Consider the following 25422-nt stretch of genomic DNA (forward strand, 5'->3'; position numbering starts at 1 on the left):
GCCTACCAGCCTCCCACCCAGCCGTCGAACAGACCTTCCGGCAGCGTGTCGGCGTCGGCGCCGCGCAGGAAGTCGAAATCGCAACCGCGATGCGCCTGCTCCACGTGTTGGTCATAGAGCCTTCGGTAACCGCGCGCATGCACGCGCACCGGCGGCTGCCAGGCCTGTCGCCGTCGTTCCAGTTCCTCGGGGTCCACGCACAACTGCAGCCGGCGCTCAGCGACATCCAGCTCGATGACGTCGCCGTCGCGCACCAGCGCCAGCGGGCCGCCGACCGCGGCTTCGGGTGAGACATGCAGCACGGCGGCACCGTAGGCCGTTCCGCTCATCCTGGCGTCTGAAATACGCAGCATGTCCCGCACACCACGCTCCAGCAGCTGGCGCGGCAGTGGCAGCATGCCCCACTCGGGCATCGCCGCGCCCACCGGGCCGGCATTGCGCAGGATCAGCACGCTGTTCTCGTCGATCCCCAGGGCCGGGTCGTCGATGCGGTCGGCGATGGTCTGCACGTTCTCGAACACCACCGCGCGGCCGCGGTGGCGGAACAGCTTGGGGTCGGCCGCGCAGGCCTTCATCACGGCGCCGTCGGGCGCGAGATTGCCTTTCACCACCACCAGCGTTTCGCCGGGCTTTACAGGCTTGTCCAGCGGCCGGATGACCTCCGGGTCCAGCACCTCGGCGCTGTCGATGATCTCGCCGATGGTGCGTCCGTCGACCGTGCGCGCGTCCAGGTGCAGCAAGGGCCCGAGGACCTTGAGCAACGCGGGAACGCCGCCGGCGGTCATCAGCCGCTCGGTCAGGTGTTCGCCGGCAGGCTGCACGTTGGCGATCAAGGGAACCTTGCGTCCGATCTCGTCGAAGCGCTCGAGGGTCAAGGGCACGCCGACGCGGCCGGCCAGTGCCAGCAGATGGATGATGCAGTTGGTGGAGCCGCCCACCGCGCACAGCAGGGTGATGGCGTTGTCGAAGGCGCGCACGTCGAGGATGTCCTCGGGACGCGGGCCGCCAACGGCTGCGAGCTCGACGCTGCGGCGGCCGGCCTCGCGGGCCAGCTGGTTGCGGCGGCGGTCGGTCGCCGGCACCATGCTGCTGCCGGGCAGGGCGACGCCCAGCGCCTCGCAGAGGGCCGACATCGACGATGCGGTGCCCATCTCGGCGCAGTGGCCCACGGTGCCCATCACGCTGCTCTCGAAGGCCGCGAAATCGCATTGCGTCTGGCCGGCGCGCAGCTGGTCGACCAGGCGCCAGACGCCGGTGGCGTTCGCCAGCTGCCCACCCGTCGCCGACCGTGGGGTCGCCGGGCCGCTGGCCAGGAAGAGAAACGGGATCCTGGCGCTGGCCGCGCCCATCAGCAGCGCCGGCTGGGTCTTGTCGCAGCCACCGAGCAGCACCACGGCATCGAAGGGATGGGCGCGCAGTGTCTCCTCCACCTCCATCGCCAGCAGGTTGCGGAACGGAAACGAGGTCGGCTTGATGATGTTCTCGCTCAGCGACATCAGCGGAATTTCGAATGGAATGCCGCCTGCCTCCAGGATGCCGGTGCGCACGTCTTCCGCCAGTGCGCGCAGATTGAGGTTGCAGGGGTTCATGTCGGACCAGGTATTCAGGATGCCGACGACGGGCCGCGTCATCAGGTCCTCACGGCTCCATCCGGCAGCCGCCAACGTAGAGCGGTGCACGAAGCCGGGCAGGTCGTCCTTGCGGAACCAGCGCGCGCTTCGCAACGGGCGCTTGTGCGGGGTCTCGTTGTCGTTCATGAGTTCAAGCTCCACAGAATGAGGAAATCCTAATGGGCGAATGCGACGTTGAAGTGCCGTTTATGAGCGTGGGATCCACACGAACGTCTGGCCTTGGCGAGGCAATTGGCAGAGTGCACTGCATGCCCGTCCATGCGGGAGCATTCACTGCAATCCCGGATCCAGATGCGCGCACGATCGACCCGCGACAGGCCGACCCGGGCGGGCCGGGAGAACCGCAGATGCAGGAAGCATCCCCATCCACTTCAGTGGTTTCCTGCTTTCCGGTTCACGCATAACGGCAGCATGTGCGGCTGCGGCTGCATACCATTTCTCATCGGAGATCGGCTGCTGTTCAACGACGGGCCGTCCACCGGACTCTCCCACCACCGCCCACTGGAAACAGACACCATGATCTTTCGACCCAAATACATCACTTTCGACTGCTACGGCACGCTGACCTACTTTCCGATGCACCAGGTGGCGTACGACATCTACGAGGGCCAGCTGCCGCCCGAGCAGATGCGCCTCTTCATCAAGGACTTCTCCGACTACCGCTTCGACGAGGTGATGGGCGACTGGAAGCCCTACAAGCAGGTGATCCATTCGTCCCTCCAGCGCGCCTGCAAGCGCCACGGCCTCACCTTCCAGGACGAGCACGCGCAACGGGTCTACGACGCCATCCCCACCTGGGGCCCGCACGCCGACGTGCCGCACGCGCTCACGCGTGTGGCCAAGAAGATCCCGCTGGTGATCCTGTCGAACGCGATGAACGAGCACATCGAATCCAACGTCAGCAAGCTGCAGGCGCCGTTCGAGAAGATCTACACCGCGCAGGATGCCGGCGCCTACAAGCCGCGCCTGGCCGCGTTCGAGTACATGCTGGACCAGCTCGCCTGCGCTCCCGAGGACGTCCTGCACGTGTCGGCCAACCCGCGTTACGACATCTTCCCGGCCCAGAACCTGGGCATCGTCAACAAGGTCTTCGTCAACCGCGGACACGAACCCCGGCCCAACGACGCCTACAGCTTCGCGGAGATCCGTGACATCAATGGCTTGCCCGCTCTGGTCGGTCTGTAGGCCATGAAACTCGCGTCGTACTGGCATGAGACCGCACCGCGCTTCGACGCCGCGGTGCAAGGTCCTCCGGGTGGTCGTGCGGACGTCGTCGTCGTGGGCGGTGGGTTCACCGGCCTTTCCGCCGCTCTCGCCTTGTCCAAGAAGGGCGCGCAAGTGGTGCTGCTGGAAGCCGAGCGTGTCGGCGGCGCCGCCTCGGGCCGCAACGGCGGGCATGTGAACAACGGCTTCGCCCAGGACTACGCCAGCATGTGCGCGCGGCTGGGCACGGAACGGGCGAACCGGCTGTACCGCAGCTTCGACGCCGGCGTGGACACCGTCGAGCGGATCGTCGCCGAGGAGGGAATCGATTGCGATTTCCGCCGGACCGGCAAGCTCAAGCTCGCGGCCAAGCCGGCGCACTACGACAAACTGGCGCGTTCGCAGGAACTGCTCGCGCGCGAGGTCGATCCGGACACCCACATGGTGTCGAAAGCCGCGCTGTCCGAGGAATTGGGATCGGACGCCTATTACGGCGGCCTGGTGTTCGGCAAGAGCGCGGGCATGCACATGGGCAAGTTCGTTCACGGGCTGGCGAGCGCGGCCGCACGCCAGGGGGTGCGCATTCACGAGAACACGCCCTTGACCGCACTGCGCCGCACGCCCGAGGGTCACGCCGTGGAAACGCCAGGCGGGCGCGTGCTGGCACGCCAGGTTCTGCTCGCCACCGGCACATCGGCGGTGGGCCCCCTCGCCTGGTTCCGGCGGCGCATCGTTCCGGTGGGTGCCTACATCATCGTCACGGAACAGCTGCCGCAGGATCTGCTCGATCGGATCCTGCCGCGACGCCGGAATGCGACGAACACCCGCAATCTCGTCAACTTCTTTCGCGTCACGCCGGACAACCGGCTTCTCTTCGGCGGCCGCGCGCGGTTCGCCGCCCCCGGCCCGGAATCGGACAGGAAAAGCGGCGAAATCCTGCGCCGCGACCTGGTCGCCACCTTTCCGTATCTCTCGCAAGTGCGCATCGACTATTGCTGGGGTGGCCTGGTCGACATGACGCGCGACCGCTTGCCACGAGCCGGCGAGCGTGACGGGGTCTACTACTCGATGGGCTACAGCGGGCATGGAACGCAGATGTCCACGTACATGGGCACCGTGATGGCGGACATCATCGACGGTGGCCCGGACCGCAATCCCTGGAAGGACTTCGATTGGCCCGCGATCCCGGGCCACTTCGGCCCGCCCTGGTTCCTGCCGATGGTCGGGGCCTACTACCGCTTCAAGGACAGGGTGTCCTGACGCCGCTTTCCCTCGGCCGGCTTCACGAGCGACGTCGCCGGGCTTCGCCCGGCGCTGGCGTCCTATCGAAGGATGTCGCGCAGGATCCCGACTGCACCAGCACGGTGGCGAAGGATGCGCTCGAAATGGCCGGGATCATGCGCCTTCAGCACAGCCGCTTGGCGCGGCAGGTGCAAGTCGCGCAGCCGCGACAGCCAGAAGCGCAAGGCAGCCGCGCGCTGCAGGGCCGGCAACAGGCCACGCTCCTGCGACGGCAGTGGCCGCACGGATTCATAGGCTTCAATGAACGCGGCCTCGCGCACGTGGTCGGGTCTTCCACCGTCCTGGTCGACGCACCAGTCGTTCAGGCTCACGCCGATGTCGTACAGCCAGGTGTCGCAACCGGCGAAATAGAAGTCGAGGATGCCGGTGAGGCGTTCACCATCGAACAGCACGTTGTCGCGGAACAGGTCGCCGTGGATCGGTCCGCGCGCCAAGCTTGCGTATTCCGGCGATTCGGCAATGCGCCGCTGGAGATCCATCTCGCTCGACAGCAGCGCTCGCTGGTCTTCGCGAAGGTACGGCCACACCATCGGAACCGTTTCCTCCCACCACGGCAATCCGCGCAGGTTCGCTTGCTGCCGGTCGTAGTCCCGCCCGGCCAGGTGCAGGCGCGCGAGCATGGCGCCCACGGCACGGCAGTGCGCGATGGACGGCTGCAGCTCGTTCCTGCCGCGCAGCCTGTCGACCACCACGGCGGGCTTGCCCTTCAGCTGGTGCAGGAGGCGGCCTGCGCGATCCGGCATCGGGTCAGGCACCGGGATGCCGCGGCCGGCCAGGTGCTGCATCAGGTGCAGGTAGAAAGGCAGTTCGTCCGTCGCCAGGCGCTCGAACAGCGTGAGCACGTAGGCGCCGGTCTCCGTGTCGACGAAGTAGTTGGTGTTCTCGATGCCGCCGGTGCACGCCTGGATGGACCGCAGCTGGCCCATGTCGAGCGTGCGCAGGAAGGCGGCGGCCTCGTCGAACGAGACCTCGGTGAAGACAGCCATCGGGATGGAATCGGGAAGTGAACCAGTGCTGGGCCGATCAGGCCAATTGCGCTTCGATATAGGACTTGACGGCGTTCACGTCGGCCGGCAGGACTTCCACTCGCCTTGGCAGCGATTCGATCCCTTGCACATGCTCAGGCCGGGCAGGCTCGCGCCCGATGGCCTCGGCGATCGTCGCCGCGAACTTGATTGGCAGCGCCGTTTCCAGCACCACCATCGGCACGCCCGCCTGCAGGTGCTCGCGCGCGACCTTCAGGCCGTCCGCGGTGTGCGGGTCGATCACCACGCCGAAGCACTGGTGCGTATCGCGAATCGTCGCGATGCGATCGGCGTGCGTGCTCTTTCCCGAGACGAAGCCGAAGCGCGGATCCAGCGCCAGCGCGAACCGCCCCTTCCCAGGCAGTTCATCGGCGAACAGCCGCCTCACCGTGGCCGCGTCGCGCCCGACGAGGTCGAACACGAAGCGCTCGAAGTTGCTCGCCTTGCTGATGTCCATCGACGGACTGGAGGTCTCGAAGGTGTCCAGGCCGGACCGAGCGCGATAGACGCCGGTGCGAAAGAACTCGTCGAGCACGTCGTTCTCGTTGGTGGCGAGCACGAGCCGGTCGATGGGCAGGCCCATCATGCGCGCCACGTGGCCGGCGCAGATGTTGCCGAAGTTGCCCGACGGCACTGCGAAGCTGACCCGCTCGACATTGCTGCGCGTGGCCTGGAAATAGCCGGCGAAGTAATAGACCACTTGAGCGACCAGGCGCGCCCAGTTGATCGAATTGACGGTGCCGATCCGGTGCCTGCGTTTGAAGTCCAGGTCGTTGGAGACCGCCTTCACGATGTCCTGGCAATCGTCGAACACACCTTCGATCGCGAGGTTGTGGATGTTCTCGTCCTGCAGGCTGAACATCTGCGCCTGCTGGAACGGACTCATGCGGCCGTTCGGCGAGGTCATGAACACGCGCACGCCCTGCTTGCCGCGCATCGCATGTTCAGCGGCGCTGCCGGTGTCGCCCGAGGTGGCGCCCAGGATGTTCAGCGTCTCGCCGCGGCGCGCCAGTTCGTACTCGAACAGGTGGCCCAGCAGCTGCATCGCCATGTCCTTGAAGGCGAGCGTGGGACCGTTAGAAAGCGCTTCGAGACAGACGCCGTCTTCGAGCTTCTTCAGCGGCACGATCTCCTTCGTGCCGAACACCTCCGGCGTGTAGGTCTTCGCGCAGATCGCCTTCAGGTCGGCCGGTGGAATGTCGTCGACGTACAGCGACAGCACCTCGAACGCCAGCTCGGGGTAGGCGAGCTGGCGCCATCTGGCGAGCGTCGCGGCATCCACCTGCGGGTACCGCTCGGGCAGGTAAAGCCCCCCGTCCGGTGCGAGCCCTTCCAACAGGATTTCGCAGAAACGCTTGCGGGCGGGATCGCCCCGGGTAGACAGGTAAAGCATGGGAGGCCTCATGGCTGGCGGGGCGTGTCGCTCGAATCGTGCAGTGCCAGCCCGGCCATGGCCACGAACCAGCGCACGCCGAACGCCAGCACGTCGTCGTTGAAGTCGTAAGAAGGGTGGTGAAGCGACGCCGCATGGGCATCACTGCGCTGGCCGAGCCACAGGTAGGCCCCTGGCCGCTGCTGCAGCATGAAGGCGAAGTCTTCCGAGGTGAAGGCGGGCGACGCAGCGAGCTGCGCTTCCAGGCCGGCATTGCGCGCCGCGTCCAGCGCGAGTTGCGCGTGCTCGGCGTGATTGATCGTGGCCGGGTAGTAGCGCGTGTACTCGACCTCGATGGCGGCGCCACTGGCGCGCGCAACGCCGGCCGCGATGTCGCGCATCGCTTGCTCGATCGTGTCCTGCACCGCGGTGTCGAAGCTGCGCACCGTGCCGGTGAGCTCCACCGCCGCCGGCAGCACGTTGTGCGACTGGCCACCGCTGATGCGCGTGACCGAAAGCACGGCGCTCTGCATGGGCGGAATTCGGCGCGACACGATGGTGTGCAGCTGCGCGACGAGCTCGCTGGCCGCCAGCACCACGTCGGGCGTGCGGTCCGGCTGCGCCGCATGGCCACCCCGGCCGCGCACGACGATGTCGAAGCGATCGGCCGCGGCCATGAGGGGGCCGGGCCGCGTCGCCACCGTGCCCGCGGGCAAATCGGGCCAGTTGTGCAGCGCATACACGGCGTCGCACGGAAAACGGTCGAACAGGCGCTGCTTCACCATCTCGCGAGCGCCGCCCCGGCCTTCTTCGGCGGGTTGGAAGATGAACGCGATGCTGCCGTCGAAGCCGCCGGCGCGCGCCAAGTGCTGCGCCGCGCCCAGCAGCATGGCGGTGTGGCCGTCGTGGCCGCAGCCGTGGTGCACACCGGGGTGCCGGCTGACATGCGGGCGCTCGGCCTGCTCGCGCATGGGCAGCGCGTCCATGTCGGCCCGCAGGCCCACCATGCGCGTCGCACGGCCGCGGCGCAGCACGCCCACCACGCCCGTGCCGGCGAGGCCCTCGTGAACCTCCAGGCCCGCCTCGCGCAGCGCAGCGGCCACGATGCCGGAGGTGCGCCGCTCTTCATAGGCCAGCTCCGGGTGTGCGTGCAGGTCGCGCCGCAACGCGATCAGCCCGGGAAGGAGATCGTCGATGGTCTCGTTCATGGGATCAGTAGCCCCGCGTTCGATCGACCAGCCCAACCAATGGCGCGCCGGCCTGGTGGCGGCGGATGTTGTCGAGCACCAGCTCCACCGCCGTCTCCGGTTGGGTCATGCTCGCGATGTGGGGCGTGAGCAGCACCTTGGGATGGGACCAGAGCGGGTGGTTGGCCGGCAGCGGTTCGGGGTCGGTGACATCGAGGACCGCCTCCGACAACCAGCCGCTCTCCAGCGCATCCAGCAGCGCATGGTGATCGAGCTGCGCCCCGCGGCCGGCATGCACCAGCGAGGCACCGCGTGCCAGCTGCTGGAACAAGGGGGTGCCGAGGATGCCGCGTGTTTCTTGCGTTAGTGGCAACAGGCACACGAGGATGTCGGTGGCTGACAGCATCGCGGGCAGCTCATCGGCGCCGGCGTAGCAGGTCACGCCATCCAACTGGCGCCGCGTGCGGCTCCAGCCCGCCAGCTGGAAGCCGAAGGTGCGCAGCTGCTGCAGTACCGCACAGCCAAGCACCCCCAGGCCGAGCACGCTGACACGGCGCTTGGCCGCGGGGCAGACGCGGTGCGCGGCCCAGCAGGCTTCGCGCTGCTGGCGGATGTAGGTCGGCAACTGGCGGTGCAGCGTCAGCACGGCCATGGTCACGTACTCCACCATGCCCGCAACGACGCCGGGCTCCGCCAGGCGCACCACGGGCAGGTCCGGTGGCAGCGCCGCCAGGTCGATCTGGTCGACGCCGGCACCGGTCGAGAACAGCACCTCCAGCTTCGGGAACCGCTGCTCGATGTCCGCGGGCGGCAGCCACGCGGCCAGGTAGCGCACGTGCCGCGCATCGCCGGTGTCGGGCCAGATGTGGAACGGGATGTCCGGCGCCTTCGCGGCGAACAGGCGTGCCCACTCCGCCCCGCGCACAGGGTCCGCCTTGTAGACGAAGGCCATGCCGCTCACGCGCTCAGCGCCACTTCCTGGACGACGAAGAACTTGGCCACACGCTCGCTGCTCTCCCAGCCCACGGACACGCCTTGCGGCACGAAGATCGCATCACCGGCGTGGGCCGCGAGCACGCTGCCGTCGGGACTGGCGAAGCGCACGCCGCCGTCAACCAGGACCATGAACTCGTTCTGGCGGTGCGCCCGCACGATGCGGTGGTACGGCGTCGAGTCCCACGTGCCGGCCTGGAATCCCGACAACTCGTCCTTGAACACGTTGTCGCTGCGGCACTGCGGGGCGGGGCCCAGCAGCACCTCGGGCGGCAGCGACCGGGACGGCTTGAAGTCGGCGTCGGCGCGCAGCGGCGTGATGCCGGGCTGGCTGGGCAGTTCGGCGGCGGCCGCGCAGAAGACGAGCTTTGCGCGCGACGCCGCCTGGATGCGCAGCGCCGTGCCGCGCGCGATGACGGCACCTTCGCCCTTTCGCAGCACCCGCGGTGCGGCGCCGTTGGCGACGAGGCCAAGTTCACCTTCCACGACGACGATCGCCTCGGTATGAGGATAGTGCGCGACGTCGACCTCGCCGACGAAGCCGATGCGGCCGGCGCTCATCGCGCCCGGCCCTTCCCAGGCGATCTCGCGCTCGCGCGCGAACGGATCCACCTTGCCGAAGGCGGCCTGGCGAAATGCAGTGGACAGCGGGGCGCCATCGGCGCGGTGAAGCAGGAGAGCTGTGGTCATGGTGGTGGTCCTTGGCTGTGGTCGATGTTCATGGAGACGGCGCACCATCCCCGGGGCCGGGCATGACTGTCGCCGTCACGTCCTCGATGAGACTGCGGGCCGTCGCGCTCAACGCAACTGGCCCTGGCAGACGTACTTCAGGCTCATGTAGTCGTCGAGCCCGTGAACCGAGCCCTCGCGGCCGTAGCCCGATTCCTTCACGCCGCCGAAGGGCGCGGCCTCGGCGGCCAGCGCGCCTTCGTTGACACCGACCAGTCCGCTGTCCAGCGCGTCGGCCACGCGCCCGATGCGCTTCACGTCGTTCGAGTAGAAGTACGACGCGAGACCGAAGGGCGTGCCGTTCGCGGCCGCGATCACCTCGTCTTCGGTCTGGAAGCGCGTCACCGGAACGACCGGCCCGAAGGTTTCCTCGCAGGAACAGGCCATCGTGGCGTGCACGTCCACCAGCAGCGTGGGTTCGAAGAAGTTGCGGCCGAGCGCAGCGAGGCGGTGGCCACCGACGACGAGCCGGGCGCCGCCCTCGACAGCGTCCAAGATGTGCCGCTCGATCTTCTCGACAGCCTTCGCGTTGATCATCGGCCCGATCTGCGAGCCGTCGTCGCTGGCCGGCCCCACCTTCAGCGCCGCGATGCGCGCAGCGAGCTTCTCGACGAAGCGGTCGTGCACGGCGTCCTGGACGAACACGCGGTTCGGGCTCACGCAGGTCTGGCCGCCGTTGCGGAACTTGGCAGTCATCAGCCCGTCGGCCGCGGCATCGAGGTCGGCGTCGTCGAAGACGATGAAAGGCGCGTTGCCGCCGAGTTCGAGCGACAGCTTCTTCAGCGTGTCGGCGCTGCGCCGTGCGAGGTGCTTGCCCACCGGGGTCGATCCGGTGAAGCTGATCTTGCGCACGCGCGCGTCGTCGAGCCAGACGTCGACGACCTCGGCGGCCCGTTCACGCGATGCGGTCACGATGTTGAGCACGCCGGCGGGCAGGCCGGCCTCCTCGGCGAGCTTGACCAGCGCCAGGGACGTGAGCGGCGTGTCCTCCGCCGGCTTGGCGACCACGGTGCAGCCGGCGGCCAGCGCGGGCGCGATCTTGCGCGCGATCATCGCGGCGGGAAAGTTCCACGGCGTGATCGCCGCGACCACGCCCACCGGCTCCTTCAGCGCGAACATGCGCCGCCCCGGCACCGGGGCCGGGATCACGTCGCCGTTGGCGCGCGTCGCCTCCTCGGCGAACCACTCCACATAACTCGCCGCATACGCGACCTCGCCGCGCCCTTCGGCCAGCGGCTTGCCCTGCTCGCGCGAGATCAGGCGGCCGAGATCCTCCGTGTGGGCGACGATGAGGTCGTTCCAGCGCTTGAGCATTTGCGCACGCTGCTTCGCCGGGACCGCACGCCAGGCGGGGAAGGCTGCGTGTGCGGCTTCGAGCGCCGCACGGGCTTCGGCGGCGCCGCTGTCGGGAACGCTGGCGAACACGCGGTCGGTGGCCGGGTCGGTGACGTCGAAGCGGCGCCCTTCTTCGGCATCACACCAACGGCCGATGTAGTTGCGGCCGGGCAGCAGGGCGTCGTGCTGGATCGAAAGCGGCACTTGAATATCCTTTCATGTGATCGGCCATGGCGCGGCCGAGGTCCCTAGGGCGGGTCGCCCCGGGACGCGGGCCATGCATTGAAGGTTTCTCTCGCGCGGGGGCGCGCGGACGAACGTGCGGGGGACCGCGCGTGCGCCTGTGCCGCGCCGCGTGCGATCCGGCCGCCGCCCCGGGTCAGGCGCAGCCGCGGGTCATTTGTGCTCGCCGCGGACGTCGAGCGCGTCGCGCAAGCCGTCGCCGATGAAGTTGAAGCTGGTCACCGCCATCGCGATGGCCAGGCCGGGAATGATCGCCAGCCAGGGCGCGCGGTCGAGGTACTGCTGCGCCCCGTTCAGCATGTTGCCCCAGCTGGGCAGCGGTGGCTGGATGCCGAAGCCCAGGAAGCTGATGTAGGCCTCGAGCAGGATGGCGCGGGCGACCGTCAGCGTCGCGGCCACGATGATCGGGCCCATGATGTTGGGCAGGATCTCGCGGAACATGATGTGCGCGCGGCTGAGGCCCAGCATGCGCCCGGCGAGCACGAACTCGCGCTCCTTGAGCGACGCCACTTCGGTGGCGACGATGCGGGCGACGGTCATCCAGCTCGTGAGCGCGATGATGACGGTGATCATGGTCGGGCTCGGCTTCAGTGCGACCGCCAGCGCCAGCAGCAGGAAGAGCGTCGGGAACGACAGGAAGCCGTCAACGGTTCTCATCAATACCGAGTTGATCCAGCCGCCCATGTAGCCGGCGACGACGCCCACCAACGTGCCCGCGAGCGTGGCCAGCAGCATCGAGAAGAAGCCCACGAGCAGCGAGATGCGCCCCGCCATCAGGAGGCGTGCCGCCAGGTCGCGGCCCAGGGGGTCGGTGCCCAGGTGGTGGTCTCCCGTCAAGGGGGGAGCGAAGCGCGAACGCAGGTCGATCTGCAGTGAGTCGTAGGGCAGCAGATGGGGCCCGAAGGCGCAGGCGAGCGACAGCAGGGTGATCATCACCAGCCCCGCCACCGCCAGGCGGTGGCCGAGGAAGCGGCGCACCACGCGGCTCCTCCACCACGCGGGTTCGGCCGCCCAGGTCGCAGTCAGCGTCGTCATCACACTCTCCTAATTTGCAATGTCAGCGGCTTGACAGGCTGCTTAAGCCAGGCGAATCCGTGGATCGACCATCGCGACCACGATGTCGGCGACCAGGCTGCCGACGATGGTCAGGATGGCCGAGAACATCAGCAGGCCCATGACGACGGGATAGTCGCTGTTGCTGAGACTGTCGAGGAACAGCCGTCCCATGCCAGGCCACGTGAACACGGTTTCCGTGACCAGGGCGCCCGTCAGCAGCGAGGGCAGTTGCACCCCGGCCAGCGTGATCATCGGCAGCAGCGCATTGCCGACGACGTGCTTCATGATGACCCGGCGCTCGCTCACGCCCTTGGCGCGGGCGGTCTTCACGAATTCCTGGCCCATCGCGTCGAGCGTCGCGGTTCGCATGAACCGGCTCCAGATGGCGATGTGCACGAGCGCCAGGACCACCGAGGGCATGATCAGGTGGTGCAGGTGGTTCAGCACCGATTCGTCGCCGATGGTGTACATGTTGCCCGCGGGCACCCAGCCCAGCTTCAGCGAGAAGACGTAGATGCCGACGAGCCCGAACCAGAAGGTGGGGATCGACAGGGCCACCATGGCGCCGACGGTGGCCATGTAGTCGAAGGCCGAGTGGCGGTGGGTGGCGCCGCGAATGCCGATCACCGTGCCGATGGACACGGCAATGACGGTGGCCGTCCCCATCAGCAGCAGCGTGGCGGGCACATGGCGGGCAATGACCGACGTGACCGGATTGCTGTCGCGGAACGAGGTTCCCCAGTCGCCCTGCAGCAGCCGCCAGGCCCAGTCCAGGTACTGCACCCACAGCGGCCGGTCGAGCCCGAGCTGGGCGGCGATCCGGTTCTTGTCGTCCTGTGTCATGCCGGCGTCGAGCGCGTACTGCGCCATCGGCCCACCGGGAATGAGGTTGAGCACGACGAAGCCGATGACCGACACGATCACCAGCAACACGATGCTCTGCATGAAACGCTTGAGCAGAAACTCGACCATGACTCGCTCCTTCTGAACTCCGGACTCATCAAGCGGTCGACGTCAGGCCCACTTCCAGCCGGCGGCGTTCCAGGCTTCGCTGCGGGTGTTCGTGTTGGGCACGAAACCCTGGATCCGCGCCTTGCGGCCATACACGATGTTGGGGGTGAACAGCGGCAGGAACGGGAGGTCGCGGCGGATGATCTCCTGCACCCGGTGGTAGATCTCGCGCCGCGCCTGGGGGTCGAAGGTGCGTGACCCCTTGTCCAGCAGTTCGTCGACTTCCGGATTCGAGTACTGGGCGTTATTCGAGCCCCGGCCGCCCTTGGCAACGATGGCGCGGGTGTGGAAGCGCAGCGTCACGTCGGGATCGGACGCGATGAGGTAGGTGATCCCCACCATCGCGGTGTCGTACTGCGACTTGGCCCAGAAGTCGCCGAACATCACCGCTGCCGGATGGTTGAGGATCTTCATCTCGACACCGATCTGCGCGAAGGTCTGCTGGATGAACTGCTGGGCCTGCTCGCGCAGGCTGTTGCCCGAAGTCGTCGAGTTGTTGAACGACAGGCGCACGCCGTCCTTGACGCGGATGCCGTCAGGCCCGCGCTTCCATCCCGCCTGGTCCAGCAGCTTGGCAGCACGCTCCAGGCTGAACTCCTGCTTCGGCAGGTCTGGCTTGTAATAGAAGGACTGCGGCGGCATGAAGGTCTCGGTCGGCCGGTTCACGCCGTGGTACAGCTCCTTGAGGATCGCCAGGCGGTCGATCGCCATGTACAGCGCCTCGCGCACCGCCCGGTCTCGGAACTGGGGCTTCTCGAGGTTGAGGTAGATCGACTCGACCGAGCCCGAAGGCACCAGCGTGACGGTGCGGTCGGGCAGGTTGGTCGCCTCCTTGTGGTGGTCCGGCGTGATGAAGGCGCGGCCGGCCACGTCGATGTCGCCGCTGCGGAACTGCGTGTACATCACCGTGGCGTCGGGGATGTACTTGAAGACCAGTCGCTCGATGTAGGGCCCCTCGCCGTGGTAGCCGGGGTTGGCGAGCAGTTCGACGTGATCGCCGGCCACCCGCTTGCCCCACTTGAACGCTCCGGTTCCGACCGGGGCCAGGTTGAAAGGGGCCTCGTTGGGGTTCGCCGCGGCACCCAGGAGGTGCTTGGGCACCATGAAGGTCTCGGTCAGGTACGACAGATAAGGCGCAAAGGGCTGCTCCATGCGCCAGGTGATCTCGGTCGGCGAGACCACGGTGATGTCGCGCAACAGCGAATGGCCGGTGGTGCGCCAGGCGCGGAACTTGGGGTTGACGATCAGTTCCAGGGTGAACTTCACGTCCTCCGCGGTGAAGGCGGTGCCGTCGTGCCAGCGCACGTCGTTGCGCAGGCGCACACGCCACTTGAGCCCGTCCGCCGAGATCCCGCCGTTGGTCTGGCTCGGCACCTCGGCGGCCAGGTTCGGCACGATCACGCCCTTCGGGTCGATCCGGAACAAGGCGTCGAAGACCGAGAAGGCCACGCTGTCGTCCACCTCCAGGTGCGGCATCAGCGGGTTGAAGACGGTCGGTTCCTGCGTCACGCCGACCACCACCCGACCCTTGGGCGCTGCAGGCCGGGTCTGGGCGTGGGCGGGCTGGCCCAGGAGGTTGGCCGCGAAGACGCCGGTGGCGGCGCTGGCGGCCATCAGGCGCAGCGCGTCGCGGCGCGAGTGGTCCTCGATGAAGGTCTTCTGGTCCGTGGTCATGGCTGTCTCCTGGCGTGTTGGGCTTGGGGTGTCGGGTTTCGGATGTCGGGCTTCGGGCTTCGGGTGTGGCCGTCAGCTCTGGACCGCCACAGCCGGTCGAGCTTCGGCCTGCTCGCCCGGGATGGCGGCGACCAGCTCGCGCGTGTAATCCGCACGGGGGTTGAAGAAGATCTGTGAAGGCGGGCCCTGTTCGACGATCCGGCCCTTGTGCATCACGGCGATCTCGTCGCAGATCTGGCTGGCCACGCGCAGGTCGTGCGTGATGAAGACCATCGCCACGCCGGTCTCGCGCTGGATGCGGTCCAGCAGTTCCAGGATCTGCGCCTGGATCGACACGTCCAGCGCCGAGACCGGCTCGTCGGCCACCAGCAGCTTCGGCTTGAACATCAGCGCCCGGGCGATGCCCACGCGCTGGCGCTGGCCGCCGGAAAACTCGTGCGGGTAGCGACCGTAGGCGCCGGCATCGAGGCCCACCATCGCGAGCAGCGCATGCGCCTCGTCGCGGGCCTGCGACGGCGCCATGCCGTGGGCGATGGGGCCGACGGTCATGATCGTGCCGATCGTCATGCGCGGGTTGAGCGAGGCGAAAGGGTCCTGGAAGATCATCTGGACCTTCGGCCGCAGGCTGCGGAAACTGCGTTCGCCGAGCGGCGCGATGTCCGTCCCCTCGAACAGGATGCGGCCGCCATCGGCGTCCATCAGCCTGATCAGCAGCCGCCCCAGCGAGGACTTGCCCGAGCCGCTCTCGCCTACCACACCAAGTGTGCGGCCAGGCGCGAGCTGGAACGAGATGCCCTGCACCGCCGGGACCACGCGCAGGGAGCGCAGCAGCGCGCTGCCGCTGCGGTAGGTCTTGACCAGGTTCTCGACCTTCAGCAGCGGCGCGGCACTGTCGCGCGCGGCGTTGGCACGGTCTTCGCTGCGGAGGCGGGGAACGGCCGCGATCAGGCGCCGGGTGTAGGGGTGCGTGGGCGTCTTCAGGACCTTCGCGGGGCTGCCCTGCTCGACGACGCGGCCCTTCTCCATGACCACGACGCTGTCGGCGATCTCGGCGACGACACCGAAATCATGGGTGATGAACATGACGCTCATCCCCTTGCGGCGCTGGATGTCGCGGATGAGCTTCAGGATCTGCGCCTGGGTCGTCACGTCCAGCGCCGTGGTCGGCTCGTCGGCAATGAGGATCGAGGGCTCCAGCGCGAGGGCCATCGCGATCATCACCCGCTGCCGCTGGCCGCCGGAGAGCCGGAACGGGTACTGGTGGATCATCAGCCAGGGATCGGGCAGGCCGACCTCGGCCAGCAGTGCCAGCGCCCGTTCGCGGCGCGAGGCCCGGGTGCCGACACCATGGGCTGCCATCGCTTCTTCGATCTGCGCGCCCACGGTCATCAGCGGGTTCAGCGCCGAGAGCGGGTCCTGGAAGATCATCGAGACGACCCGGCCGCGCAGGTCGCGCAGCTGCCCTGGCGGCAGGCCCAGGATGTTCGCTCCACCCAGACGGATCTCACCCGATGCGACGTGGATCGACTTGGGCAGCAGCCCCATGATCGCGTTGGCCGTGACCGACTTGCCCGATCCCGATTCGCCCACGACGCAAAGGATTTCGCCGCGCGCCAGTTCGAAGGAGATGTCTTCGACGGCATGGGCCCGCTCCATGCCCTTGGGCAGGCTCACAGTCAATCCGCGCACGCTGAGCGCCGCCCGGTGGGCGACTGCCGCTTCGATGTTCACAACCGTCACGATCCTTTTCCTTTCAGGTCGAACTGAAGCTTAGAACTCCGCCACCTTGCCCCAGGCCGACTCGTTGAAGCGGCCGGGGTTGAAGGGCTTGGGATCGACGATGGGATTCGCACCCGTCACCAGGTCGGCCACCAGGTGCCCCGCGCCGGGACCGATGCCGAAGCCGTGGCCGGAGAAACCGGCGGCCAGGATGAAGCCCGGCACCTCCGGCACTTCGCCGATCGCCGGCACGCCGTCGTAGGTGCAGTCGACATAGCCCGCCCAGGCGTTGAGGACGCGTGTGTCGCGCAGCACGGGCAGCAGCTGGATCGCCCGCTCGTGGGTCTTGCGGATCGTCGCTGCATCGGGCTGCGGATCGAGGATGCGCATGCGCTCCATCGGCGTCTGCTCGTCGAGGCGCCACTTCTTCAGCGATTCGTGCCCGCTGCGCAGTCCCTGCAGCCCGCCCGGTGACACGTTGCGCCAGCGCTTGGCGAACATCGGCACGAACTTGGTGGCATAGCGCACCAGCTGCGGCGTCGGATCGACCCGCCCGCGTCCGCTGATGGCCAGGGTGTAGCTGCCGTCGCTGCGCCGGCTCACGGCGACCCGGGACGTGGCCAAGGCCGCGGGCAGGTTGTCCGCCGCCGATGCCACGCGCATGATGGACTGCCGCAAGGTGGCCAGCGGGAAGCTGATGCCGAGCTGCCGGCAGAACGACGAGGCCCAGGCGCCACCCGCCAGCACGGCGGTGCGCGTCTTGATCGTGCCCGCTTCGGTCACGACACCGCTCACGCGGCCCCCTTCGAGTTCGAGGCCGCGTGCCGCGCAGTTCTGCAGCACCGTGCCACCCAGCTTCATCAGCGCACTGGCGACGGCCGGCACGGCCTTGGAGGGATCGGCCGTCCCGTCGGTGGGCGAGAACACGCCGCCCTTCCACGCGCGGCCCGTCGCCCTGCCTCGCTCGCCCGCTTCGCGGCTGCTCAGCACATGCGACGTGACGCCGACGGTCTTCGCGAAGTCGCGCCACTTCTCCCATTGCGCGATCTGGGCTTCGTCGTCGGTGAGGTACAGCAGGCCGCAGCGGTTGAAGCCGGTGTCCTCGCCGGTGTCCGCGGCGAACTGCTCCCACAGTGCGAGCGCCTTGGTGGCCATCGTCAGTTCCCGGCCGTCGCGGTTCTGCTGGCGGCACCAGCCCCAGTTGCGGCTGGACTGCTCGGCGGCGATGCGGCCCTTCTCGACGACCGTCACCGACAGGCCGCGCCGAGCCAGGAAATAGGCCGTGAACACGCCGATGATGCCGCCGCCGATGACGACGACGTCGGATCGCGCCGGTGGGCTGGCCGCGGTCTCGATGGTGCGCAGGGGTTGGTTCATGAATCGTTCTCGCAAGGAATTCAGGCCCGGGCGCTCTGCCAACCCAGGATGGCCTTGGTTTCCAGGTACTCCTGGAAGCCCTCCAGGCCGTACTCGCGTCCGTTACCGGAGCGCTTGTAACCTCCAAAAGGCGCGTGCGGACTCCAGGCCGGGTTGTTGACGTGCACTTGGCCCGAACGGATGCGCAGGGCCACGGCACGTGCTGCCGCCAGGTCCTGTCCCTGGACATGGGCCCCCAGGCCGTAGACGGTGCCGTTGGCGATCTCGACGGCCTGGTCCACGCTGTCGTAGGCGATGAGGACGAGCACCGGGCCGAAGATCTCCTCCTGCGCGATGCGCATCTGCGGATGCACTTCCGAAAAGATGGTGGGCCGCGCATAGAAACCGCGCGCCAGGCCGGGTGGCCGGCCCAGGCCACCGCACAGCAGCTTCGCGCCCTCGGCCATGCCGACGCCGATCATGTCCTGCACGCGGTTGAACTGCGCGCGGTTGGCCACCGGGCCGTGCGTGGTCTGCGGCGAACGCGGATCGCCGACGACCATCGCGGACACCGCCTCGCATGCCAGGCGCTCGACCTCCGCCAGGCGCTCGCGCGGCACCAGCATGCGGGTGGGCGCGCTGCAGGACTGGCCGACGTTGCGCATGCCCGCGGCCACCGCGGCCGGGATGGCACGTGCGAAGTCGGCATCGGCCAGGATCAGGTTGGGCGACTTGCCGCCGAGCTCCTGCGCCACGCGCTTGACCGTGGGCGCCGCGGCCTGGGCCACCAGCACACCGGCGCGGGTGGAGCCGGTGATCGAGATCATGTCCACGTCGGGGTGGCTGGACAGTGCGGCACCCACTTCCGCCCCCTCGCCATTGACGAGATTGAAGACGCCGGCGGGGATTCCGGCGTCATGCATCACCTGCGCGAAGAGCAATGCGCTCAGCGGCGACAGCTCGCTGGGCTTCAGCACCACCGTGCAGCCCGCGGCCAGCGCGGGGCCGACCTTGGCGGTGATCTGGTAGAGCGGCCAGTTCCAGGGCGTGATCAGCCCGCACACGCCGATCGGCTCGCGCACGATGGCCATGCCGTCGCGCTCGGTGACGAAGGGATAGCTGGCCACGATGTCGCGCGCCACGCGGATGTGCTCGGCCGCGATGGGCACCTGCGCGGCACGCGCCGTCGCGATGGCGGCGCCCATCTCCAGCGAGATGGCCTGGGCGAAGAGTTCCGTGCGTTCGAGGATCAACGCATGCACACGCGTGAGCAGCTCTGCCCTGCTCCGCGGGGAACTCACCGACCACGTCACGAATGCGCGCCGGGCCGCTGCCACGGCCCTCTCGACGTCCCTTGCGCTGCCCAGCGCGATTTGCGCGACCGGCTCTTCGGTGGACGGATCGATGACACTGGCGCGGCCCTGGCCTTGGGGCAGCACCCATTCGCCATCGATGAAGAGGCGATCCAGGTGCCCGCTGTTGGAGACGTGCGCGACGATGGATGAAGTCATGGCAATCGGTTCTTCGTTCACGCTCACCAGGCCCAGCCGATCCGCGTGCCCACAGCCTCGGCACAGGCCCGCTCGTGGATGAACCGGGCCACGGTCAGGTCCTGCAGGGCCAGCCCGGTCATGTCGAACACCGTGATCTCGCCGGCCGCGCGCTCGAACGGCCGCTCGCCCAGCAGCAGCGTTCCCAGCTCGACGCAGGGCGTCTCACGCGCCCATTGAAGTTCGCCCAGCTGCAGCGCCTGCTCGCGGTCGTCCACCACCAGCCGCGCCCGCTGCAGCACGCCGTCGGGCAACTCGCGTTTGCCGGCGGTGTCGGCGCCCACGCAGTTCAGGTGCGTCCCGGGCCGCAGCGCGCCGGCGTCGAACAGCGGACCGGCGCCCGGGGTGGCGGTGATGACGACGTCGCTGCGGGACACGGCCTCGTCCGCATCACGTGCGCATCGGATGTCGCATTGGTCCGCGAACAGGGATTCGAAACCCTCGTCCGCACGGCGGTCCACCGACACGTATTCCACGCAGGCCAGCCTGGGCAGCGTGCGCAAGGCAAAGCGCAACTGCGAGCGCGCTTGCACGCCGGTGCCGAAAACCGTGAGGCGCGTGCTGTCCTGCCGGGCGAGCAACTGCAGCCCCAGGCCGCCGGCGGCGCCGGTGCGCACCGTGGTGATGGCATTGCCGTCGATCACGCACTGCGGCCGCCCGGTCGCCGGGTCGAACAGCAGGATGGTGGCCTGGTGCGGCTCACCGCCGATCTCGCGGTTGGCCGGCCAGAAGCCCGCGGCCTTGAAGCCCAGCAGGCCTTGCGCGGGCACGTCGCCGGACTTGATGCCGAAGACGCCGCCGGTGGCCAGCTTCTCGCGCACGACCGGAAAGACGCGGCCTTCACGCCGCCCGTGGAGCACGAACGCTTCGCGCACGGCCTGCGTGACCTCGTCGGGCGTGAGCAGTTGCTCCACCGCGTCCTTGTCCAGCAGCAGCAGGGTCGCGTCAGCGCGCATTGGTGGTGGCCTTCAGGTTGAACACAGTGAGTGCCTCGTGGACGGCGATCAGTTGAAGGACTGGTTGGCCAGCGCGAACATGCGCGCGGGCCCGGTGGCCGGCGTCTGCGGGCCCAGGACCATGGTGGTGGCCTCGCCCACCTGCGCCAGCCCGATGCTCTCCAGCCACGGTCCGAGGTGGGTGCTGGCAGCCGTGTCGATGCGAACGAAGGTGGACCCCAATGGCGCGAGTGCGGCCTCGATCAGGGCGCGCGCATCGTCCAGGTTCTCCGCCACCACCGGCCCGATGACGTGCCCGCGGCCGAACAGGCGGCAGAAGGCGTAGCCGCGGGGCGCGCCGCCGCGCTGCAGCACATGGCCCTTCGCGATCTGCGCCAGCTTGCGCAAGGTCTGTGGCCTCGTCCACCCCGTGGCCTCGCGGTCGAGCCCGGCCACCGCCTCGGCATCCGACGGCGTCATGGTCCGGACCAGGCTGGACGGGGGCGCTTGATGCTGCTGCGTCGGCACGCCCTGGTGCTGCTGGATCGTGCCGACCGTGACGAAGCCGCGCCGTTCATAAAGCGCAAAGCCCTCGTCCGTCGAGTTCAAGGTGATGGTGCGCGACTGGGCCGCCGCGAGCAGCGCATCCATCAGCAAGGCACCGTGGCCACGGCCTTGCGCAGCCTTGGCGACGATGATCATCCCGGCCGAGGCATGGGTCTGGCCATAGGGCCACCACATCGCGGTGCCGATCACGTTGCCGCCGCTTTCCAGTGCAAAACCCTCACCGAGGTCGAGCGCGACCTCCCAGTCTTCCAGGCGATAGGGCCAGCCCATCTCCTGCGACAGCTCGAGTCCGCCCGGCAGGTGCGCCCGCGTGAAGGGCACGAGCTTGACCTCGCCGCGCTGCACACGGTTCTCCACCATCGCGTTGGCGGTGCCGCTCACTTCCAGCCTCCGCTCATCACTTGCAGCGAAGTGGTGCCGGATGCAGCGCGCCGTTCAGAGGTCTTGGTGTCCATCGTTGCGGTCATGCCGACCTCCAGGGTTACCGAAGTATCAGAACCGCCCTTCATGCGGTCAAATAGAAGTTTCGGGCCACTGCATGCGTCTTTGATATGAACTTCCGCCAGATCGAGTGCTTCCGCGCCGTGATGCACACGGGATCCATGACGCTTGCCGCGGCGCAGCTGCACACCTCGCAGCCGAACGTGAGCCGCGCCATCGCGCTGCTGCAGCGCGAGACCCACATGAAGCTGTTCGAACGCGTGGGCCTGCGTGTCGTCCCCACGCCGGAGGCACACGCGCTGCTGAAGGAAGTCGACCGCGTCTACGTCGGCCTCGAGTCCATCGGCGCCGCCGCGGAGCGCATCCGCACCATGGGCGTCGAGGGATTGCGTATCGCCGTCAACCCGTCGCACGGGATCAGTCCCGTCCCGCAGGTGTTGCAAGTGTTCCGCGGAATGCGCCCCAAAGTACCCGTCGTGGTGCACACCGCGGACTCCGCAACGATCTGCAAATGGGTGTCGTCGCGCTACTGCGACCTCGGCCTGGCTGCCTATGTCGCACTGCCGCAGGAAGTCAGCAGCGAACTGGTGATTTCCGAACGCGCCGTGTGCATCGTGCCGCGTGACCACCGGCTCGCGCGCAAGCGGAAGGTCGTGCCTGCGGATCTCGCGGGTGAGTCGTTCATTTCGGCATCTCCGCCGGACGTCGCGCGCGCGGCGATCGACCGCGTCTTCGTGCCTGAAGTGCGGCGACTGGAGATCGAGACTTCGCTGGCCACCACCATGTGCGCCATGGTGGCGCGAGGCCTCGGGGTCAGCGTGGTGAGCGGGTCCGTGATCCGGGAACTGCAGCTCGCCAGCGTGCACGCGATCGCCTTCGAACCGGCGATCCAGTTCGACTGCTACGTGATTCGTCCGCGCCAGCAGCCGGAACAGGCGGTGGTCGGCGACTTCCTCCAGGCGGTGCGCATCGTGGCGCGCGAGAACGAGAACGCAGCGAAGAAGCGAATCAACCGATCGCCTGCGTGAACCCACCCGGAAGCTGGACATCACGCCCCGCGCCGTCCCGCAGCGCTTGCGTGAGCTCGAGGCGCGCATCGGCATTCGGCTGATCGATCGCTCAGGCCGCGGGATCACCCTGACGGACGAGGGGGAGCCGTTCATTGCCAGCCGCCGAATCGCGGCCACTCGGCCTCGACCTGGTCTGAAGTGCCGCGCACGACGTGGTAGCTGCGGTGTTGCGCGCCCGTCGCACAGGCGTGGTTCGGCAGGATGCGCACGCGGTCGCCGATGGCCAGGTCCGGCAGCACGCCGCCCGAGCCCGGCCGCACGGTGATGATCCCGTGCTCCTGGTTGGCGTCGGCGACGACGAGGTCAGCGCAGGGCTGGCCGGTGATGTCGCACACCACCCCGTAGCCCTGGTCGACGTCTTGCTTGCGCGTGCCCCGGTCCTGCGACAAGGCCATCCAGCCGGCGTCGACCAGGATCCAGCCCTTCTCGCGCTGGTGCCCGATCACCGTCGCCAGCACTGACAAGGCGATGTCGTCGACCTGGCAGACGCCCACGCCGGCCATCACGAGATCGAAGAACACGAAGACCCCTGCCCGCACCTCGGTGACGCCGGTGAGGTCAGTCGCGCTGTGCGCCGTCGGCGTGGAGCCGACGCTGAGCACCGGGCAGGCCAGGCCCGCTTCGCGCAGGATGGCGGCGGCGTCGACCACGCTTCGCCGCTCGTCCTCGGCGCACTTGCGCAGCGCCTCGGCTCCCCGGGCGCTGTAGCTGCCGCCGGCGTGGGTCAGCACGCCGCGCAGTTCGGCGCCCGATGCCAGTGCGCGGCCGATGTCGAGCAGGCGCTGCTTGTCATCGGGCCGCACGCCGGAGCGGTGGCCGTCGCAGTCGATTTCGATGAGGGCCGGAATGCGCGAGCCGGCCTGGCGCGAGGCCAGCGCCACGGCCTCGGCCTGCTCCACCGTGTCCAGCACCACGGCGATGTCGGCGCCCTGGGCGCGCAGGGCCAGGACCTGCGGCAGCTTGGACGGCGCGATGCCGACGGCGTAGATGATGTCCCGCACGCCGGCCGCCACGAACTGCTCTGCTTCCAGCAAGGTCGAGACGGTGGCCGGCCCCGCGGGCGTGTTCATCACGCGCCGCGCGGCGTCGACCGACTTGCTCGTCTTCAGGTGCGGGCGCAGCGTCACGCCCAGGCCGTCCAGCCGGGCCCGCAGGCGTGCAATGTTGCGCTCCATCCGGTCGGCGTCGAGGATGAGGCAAGGCGTCGCCAGATGGCCCAGGGTGGTCGCGCTCCTGGCGGACCGTGGCTGTTCAATGGAAGAAGGAAAGCCCAATTTGTTCTCTCGCTGATGACGGTTCAGTGAAGCTGATGTTGCGCGCAACGCCTGCAGAACTCAATTAAGCAAGACTGCATCGAAGATTAAGATCGGCCTTATGCTCAGCTCCGACGACCTCCGCTTCTTCAACGTGCTGTCCAAGTGCGAAACGCTGGCTGAATGCGCGCGCAAGCTGGACGTCACGCCGCCCGCCGTCACGCAGCGCCTGAAAGCCCTGGAGGACCGCATCGGCATCCGGCTCATCGACCGCTCGGGCCGGACGATCACCTTGACGGACGAGGGGACCCTGGTGGCCTCGCACGGCACCATCGTGGCCGATGCGATGGAAGCGCTGACCGAGGCGCTGTCGAACCGAAAGAAGGCCGTGAGCGGACATCTGCGCGTGGCCGCCCCGCATGGCTTCGGCCGCATCCACGTGGCGCCGGTGCTCGACGCCTTCGCGCGCAAGCATCCCGGCGTGACGGTCACCTTGGACCTGTCCGACTTTCCTGGCGCACGCCTGGTCGACACCTGCGACGTCGTCATCCACATCGGCGCGCCGGCTGCCCTGAGCGAGATCGTCACTACGCTGGCGCCCAACCGCCGCATGCTGTGCGCCAGCCCGGACTACCTCGCCAGCGCCCCGCCCATTCAATCGCCGGCGGACCTGGTTCGCCACCGCTGCCTGGTCGTTCGCGAGAACGACGAGGACGTGACGCTGTGGCGCTTTCTCCATCCCTCGCGCGAAGCGGAGACTGTGCGCATCCATCCCACCCTGTGCAGCAATGACGGCGCGGTGGTGCGCGAATGGGCCATCACCGGCCAGGGGGTCGCAATCCGGTCGGAATGGAACATTGCCGGCGACCTGGCGGCCCGCCGCTTGAAGCGCGTGCTGCCCGCCTGGGAGGTCCCCGCGGCAGACGTGGTGGCGATGCTGGGCACCCGGTCCGGCCGAAGCGCGCGCACCACCGCCTTCCTCGCGATGCTGCGCGAATCCCTCTCGCCACCGCCCTGGCGGCGCAAGCCGCCTCAGTGAATGGCCCGCTGCGGCAGCCGCATGACCATGGCAGGCAGCCCGGCGTTCGTCACGCCACCACGCCTTGGAAACGCAGGATGTTGTCGATCTGCTGCGGCACCGGTTCGCCCAGGAAGCTGCCATCGAAGACGGCGCTGCCCACGGTGAAGGCCCAGACCCCGGCTTGCCGCATGGCCTGGACACGTTCGGCGGAATCGATGCTGCCCGCGGCAATCACCGGCACGGTGACGGCCTGCACGACCCGCCGCGTCAATTCCTCGACGTCGCCTGCGAAGCGGTAGGCCAGCAGGTCCAGCCCATGCACGCCAGGCAATGCCGCCAGGCGCATGGCATCGTCGACGATCTCGTCGATGCTGCCGGTCAATCGGGTTGGATGCCCCGCGGTGTGGCCGGCAAACGGAAAGTAGCGGATATCGCTGGTTTTTAAAAGACGCGTGGCATCCTCGGCATGGCGGCCTCCCAGCAGGTAGTCGACGCCGATCTCGATGGCCGCTTCCACCGAGCGCATTTCAGCCTCGCGGCTGGTGCTCACCACTTCGAGCATCACCTGCTTGCCATCGGCCTTGATCAGGCGGGCCAAGGCCCTCAACTCGTCCAACGGCAACCCGATGTCCTTGAATCCGACGTAGCGCAAGGGACTGCGCGACAGACTCGAATACACCTGCGCCGCGTTGCTCACGGTGCGGTCGTCCTTGGTCAGCATGAAAATGAAATGCGACATGGCTCTTTCT

At 68.2% G+C, this 25422-nt stretch carries 22 protein-coding genes and 1 pseudogene; 5 read left to right on the plus strand and 18 right to left on the minus strand.

The features are described from left to right. Window positions 1-2: 2 nt before the first annotated feature. On the minus strand, window positions 3-1757 hold the full coding sequence (locus tag HLB44_RS27510; RefSeq protein ID WP_173130534.1) for a dihydroxy-acid dehydratase: 1755 nt from the start codon (window positions 1755-1757) through the stop codon (window positions 3-5). 390 nt (window positions 1758-2147) lie between these two features. Between HLB44_RS27510 and HLB44_RS27515 the strand changes: the two genes are divergently transcribed. Together HLB44_RS27515 and HLB44_RS27520 are read left to right on the plus strand one after the other, a co-directional pair. Then, window positions 2148-2816: a haloacid dehalogenase type II gene (locus HLB44_RS27515; protein ID WP_173130537.1), complete on the plus strand. Its 669-nt coding sequence runs from the start codon at window positions 2148-2150 to the stop codon at window positions 2814-2816. A gap of 3 nt (window positions 2817-2819) precedes the next feature. After that, window positions 2820-4094 (plus strand): NAD(P)/FAD-dependent oxidoreductase, encoded by a 1275-nt coding sequence (locus HLB44_RS27520; protein WP_173130540.1) that lies wholly within the window; start codon window positions 2820-2822, stop codon window positions 4092-4094. Window positions 4095-4156: 62 nt separating this feature from the next. On the opposite strand, the gene HLB44_RS27525 is transcribed toward HLB44_RS27520, so the two are convergent. From HLB44_RS27525 to HLB44_RS37985, 15 genes are all read right to left on the minus strand, one after another. Further along, window positions 4157-5122 (minus strand): homoserine kinase, encoded by a 966-nt coding sequence (locus HLB44_RS27525; RefSeq protein ID WP_173130543.1) that lies wholly within the window; start codon window positions 5120-5122, stop codon window positions 4157-4159. A gap of 37 nt (window positions 5123-5159) precedes the next feature. After that, complete coding sequence (thrC, locus tag HLB44_RS27530; RefSeq protein ID WP_173130546.1) at window positions 5160-6554, minus strand: threonine synthase; 1395 nt, start codon at window positions 6552-6554, stop codon at window positions 5160-5162. 8 nt (window positions 6555-6562) lie between these two features. Further along, window positions 6563-7741, minus strand: coding sequence for a M20 aminoacylase family protein (locus HLB44_RS27535; RefSeq protein WP_173130549.1), 1179 nt, complete (start codon window positions 7739-7741; stop codon window positions 6563-6565). A 4-nt stretch (window positions 7742-7745) separates the two neighbouring features. Further along, the gene (locus tag HLB44_RS27540; RefSeq protein ID WP_173130552.1) at window positions 7746-8672 is read right to left on the minus strand and encodes a 2-hydroxyacid dehydrogenase; all 927 of its coding nucleotides are present in this window, start codon (window positions 8670-8672) and stop codon (window positions 7746-7748) included. A 5-nt stretch (window positions 8673-8677) separates the two neighbouring features. Then, entirely contained in the window at window positions 8678-9403 is a 726-nt protein-coding gene (locus tag HLB44_RS27545; RefSeq protein ID WP_173130555.1) for a cupin domain-containing protein, read from the minus strand. Window positions 9404-9511: 108 nt separating this feature from the next. Then, the gene (locus tag HLB44_RS27550; RefSeq protein ID WP_173130558.1) at window positions 9512-10981 is read right to left on the minus strand and encodes an aldehyde dehydrogenase family protein; all 1470 of its coding nucleotides are present in this window, start codon (window positions 10979-10981) and stop codon (window positions 9512-9514) included. A 192-nt stretch (window positions 10982-11173) separates the two neighbouring features. Next, the gene (locus HLB44_RS27555) at window positions 11174-12055 is read right to left on the minus strand and encodes an ABC transporter permease (protein ID WP_173130561.1); all 882 of its coding nucleotides are present in this window, start codon (window positions 12053-12055) and stop codon (window positions 11174-11176) included. A gap of 42 nt (window positions 12056-12097) precedes the next feature. Continuing rightward, a complete protein-coding gene (locus HLB44_RS27560) occupies window positions 12098-13048 on the minus strand; it encodes an ABC transporter permease (RefSeq protein WP_173130564.1) in 951 nt (316 codons plus the stop codon). Window positions 13049-13090: 42 nt separating this feature from the next. Continuing rightward, window positions 13091-14761, minus strand: coding sequence for a peptide ABC transporter substrate-binding protein (locus tag HLB44_RS27565; protein ID WP_173130567.1), 1671 nt, complete (start codon window positions 14759-14761; stop codon window positions 13091-13093). A 72-nt stretch (window positions 14762-14833) separates the two neighbouring features. Continuing rightward, window positions 14834-16501: an ABC transporter ATP-binding protein gene (locus HLB44_RS27570; RefSeq protein ID WP_343051590.1), complete on the minus strand. Its 1668-nt coding sequence runs from the start codon at window positions 16499-16501 to the stop codon at window positions 14834-14836. 30 nt (window positions 16502-16531) lie between these two features. Further along, the gene (locus HLB44_RS27575; protein ID WP_173130571.1) at window positions 16532-17857 is read right to left on the minus strand and encodes an NAD(P)/FAD-dependent oxidoreductase; all 1326 of its coding nucleotides are present in this window, start codon (window positions 17855-17857) and stop codon (window positions 16532-16534) included. Window positions 17858-17877: 20 nt separating this feature from the next. Then, window positions 17878-19347, minus strand: coding sequence for an aldehyde dehydrogenase family protein (locus HLB44_RS27580; protein WP_173131128.1), 1470 nt, complete (start codon window positions 19345-19347; stop codon window positions 17878-17880). A gap of 23 nt (window positions 19348-19370) precedes the next feature. Beyond that, window positions 19371-20342 carry an ornithine cyclodeaminase family protein gene (locus HLB44_RS27585; protein ID WP_173130575.1) on the minus strand — a complete coding sequence of 324 codons (972 nt, stop codon included), beginning with the start codon at window positions 20340-20342 and terminating at the stop codon, window positions 19371-19373. Between the two features lie 48 nt (window positions 20343-20390). Then, the gene (locus HLB44_RS27590; RefSeq protein ID WP_343051592.1) at window positions 20391-21269 is read right to left on the minus strand and encodes a GNAT family N-acetyltransferase; all 879 of its coding nucleotides are present in this window, start codon (window positions 21267-21269) and stop codon (window positions 20391-20393) included. Beyond that, window positions 21266-21397: a hypothetical protein gene (locus HLB44_RS37985; protein WP_281375236.1), complete on the minus strand. Its 132-nt coding sequence runs from the start codon at window positions 21395-21397 to the stop codon at window positions 21266-21268. Before HLB44_RS37985 ends, HLB44_RS27590 begins: the two co-directional genes overlap by 4 nt. A gap of 42 nt (window positions 21398-21439) precedes the next feature. Here HLB44_RS37985 and HLB44_RS27595 point away from each other — a divergent pair, with 42 nt between their 5' ends. Together HLB44_RS27595 and HLB44_RS27600 are read left to right on the plus strand one after the other, a co-directional pair. Further along, window positions 21440-22357 (plus strand): LysR substrate-binding domain-containing protein, encoded by a 918-nt coding sequence (locus tag HLB44_RS27595; RefSeq protein ID WP_173130578.1) that lies wholly within the window; start codon window positions 21440-21442, stop codon window positions 22355-22357. A gap of 19 nt (window positions 22358-22376) precedes the next feature. Continuing rightward, a pseudogene (locus tag HLB44_RS27600) lies at window positions 22377-22472 on the plus strand (helix-turn-helix domain-containing protein); the annotation flags it as partial. Between the two features lie 16 nt (window positions 22473-22488). Here the strand turns inward: HLB44_RS27600 and HLB44_RS27605 are convergent. Beyond that, window positions 22489-23574, minus strand: coding sequence for a DSD1 family PLP-dependent enzyme (locus tag HLB44_RS27605; RefSeq protein ID WP_173130581.1), 1086 nt, complete (start codon window positions 23572-23574; stop codon window positions 22489-22491). Between the two features lie 199 nt (window positions 23575-23773). Between HLB44_RS27605 and HLB44_RS27610 the strand changes: the two genes are divergently transcribed. Then, the gene (locus tag HLB44_RS27610) at window positions 23774-24691 is read left to right on the plus strand and encodes a LysR family transcriptional regulator (protein ID WP_173130583.1); all 918 of its coding nucleotides are present in this window, start codon (window positions 23774-23776) and stop codon (window positions 24689-24691) included. A gap of 49 nt (window positions 24692-24740) precedes the next feature. Here HLB44_RS27610 and HLB44_RS27615 read toward each other — a convergent pair whose 3' ends face one another. Next, window positions 24741-25412 (minus strand): beta/alpha barrel domain-containing protein, encoded by a 672-nt coding sequence (locus HLB44_RS27615; RefSeq protein WP_173130586.1) that lies wholly within the window; start codon window positions 25410-25412, stop codon window positions 24741-24743. Window positions 25413-25422 lie beyond the last annotated feature (10 nt).

The organism is Pseudaquabacterium terrae, from assembly GCF_013266755.1.
In the GTDB taxonomy this organism is placed as follows: Bacteria; Pseudomonadota; Gammaproteobacteria; order Burkholderiales; family Burkholderiaceae_C; genus Pseudaquabacterium; species Pseudaquabacterium terrae.

Bases quoted from the DNA above. Each gene is read 5' to 3' on its own strand.
- HLB44_RS27510 (WP_173130534.1), bottom strand. From the start codon at position 1,757: ATGAACGACAACGAGACCCCGCACAAGCGCCCGTTGCGAAGCGCGCGC.
- HLB44_RS27515 (WP_173130537.1), top strand. From the start codon at position 2,148: ATGATCTTTCGACCCAAATACATCACTTTCGACTGCTACGGCACGCTG.
- HLB44_RS27520 (WP_173130540.1), top strand. From the start codon at position 2,820: ATGAAACTCGCGTCGTACTGGCATGAGACCGCACCGCGCTTCGACGCC.
- HLB44_RS27525 (WP_173130543.1), bottom strand. From the start codon at position 5,122: ATGGCTGTCTTCACCGAGGTCTCGTTCGACGAGGCCGCCGCCTTCCTG.
- thrC (WP_173130546.1), bottom strand. From the start codon at position 6,554: ATGCTTTACCTGTCTACCCGGGGCGATCCCGCCCGCAAGCGTTTCTGC.
- HLB44_RS27535 (WP_173130549.1), bottom strand. From the start codon at position 7,741: ATGAACGAGACCATCGACGATCTCCTTCCCGGGCTGATCGCGTTGCGG.
- HLB44_RS27540 (WP_173130552.1), bottom strand. From the start codon at position 8,672: ATGGCCTTCGTCTACAAGGCGGACCCTGTGCGCGGGGCGGAGTGGGCA.
- HLB44_RS27545 (WP_173130555.1), bottom strand. From the start codon at position 9,403: ATGACCACAGCTCTCCTGCTTCACCGCGCCGATGGCGCCCCGCTGTCC.
- HLB44_RS27555 (WP_173130561.1), bottom strand. From the start codon at position 12,055: ATGACGACGCTGACTGCGACCTGGGCGGCCGAACCCGCGTGGTGGAGG.
- HLB44_RS27560 (WP_173130564.1), bottom strand. From the start codon at position 13,048: ATGGTCGAGTTTCTGCTCAAGCGTTTCATGCAGAGCATCGTGTTGCTG.
- HLB44_RS27565 (WP_173130567.1), bottom strand. From the start codon at position 14,761: ATGACCACGGACCAGAAGACCTTCATCGAGGACCACTCGCGCCGCGAC.
- HLB44_RS27575 (WP_173130571.1), bottom strand. From the start codon at position 17,857: ATGAACCAACCCCTGCGCACCATCGAGACCGCGGCCAGCCCACCGGCG.
- HLB44_RS27580 (WP_173131128.1), bottom strand. From the start codon at position 19,347: ATGACTTCATCCATCGTCGCGCACGTCTCCAACAGCGGGCACCTGGAT.
- HLB44_RS27585 (WP_173130575.1), bottom strand. From the start codon at position 20,342: ATGCGCGCTGACGCGACCCTGCTGCTGCTGGACAAGGACGCGGTGGAG.
- HLB44_RS37985 (WP_281375236.1), bottom strand. From the start codon at position 21,397: ATGAAGGGCGGTTCTGATACTTCGGTAACCCTGGAGGTCGGCATGACC.
- HLB44_RS27595 (WP_173130578.1), top strand. From the start codon at position 21,440: ATGAACTTCCGCCAGATCGAGTGCTTCCGCGCCGTGATGCACACGGGA.
- HLB44_RS27605 (WP_173130581.1), bottom strand. From the start codon at position 23,574: ATGGAGCGCAACATTGCACGCCTGCGGGCCCGGCTGGACGGCCTGGGC.
- HLB44_RS27610 (WP_173130583.1), top strand. From the start codon at position 23,774: ATGCTCAGCTCCGACGACCTCCGCTTCTTCAACGTGCTGTCCAAGTGC.
- HLB44_RS27615 (WP_173130586.1), bottom strand. From the start codon at position 25,412: ATGTCGCATTTCATTTTCATGCTGACCAAGGACGACCGCACCGTGAGC.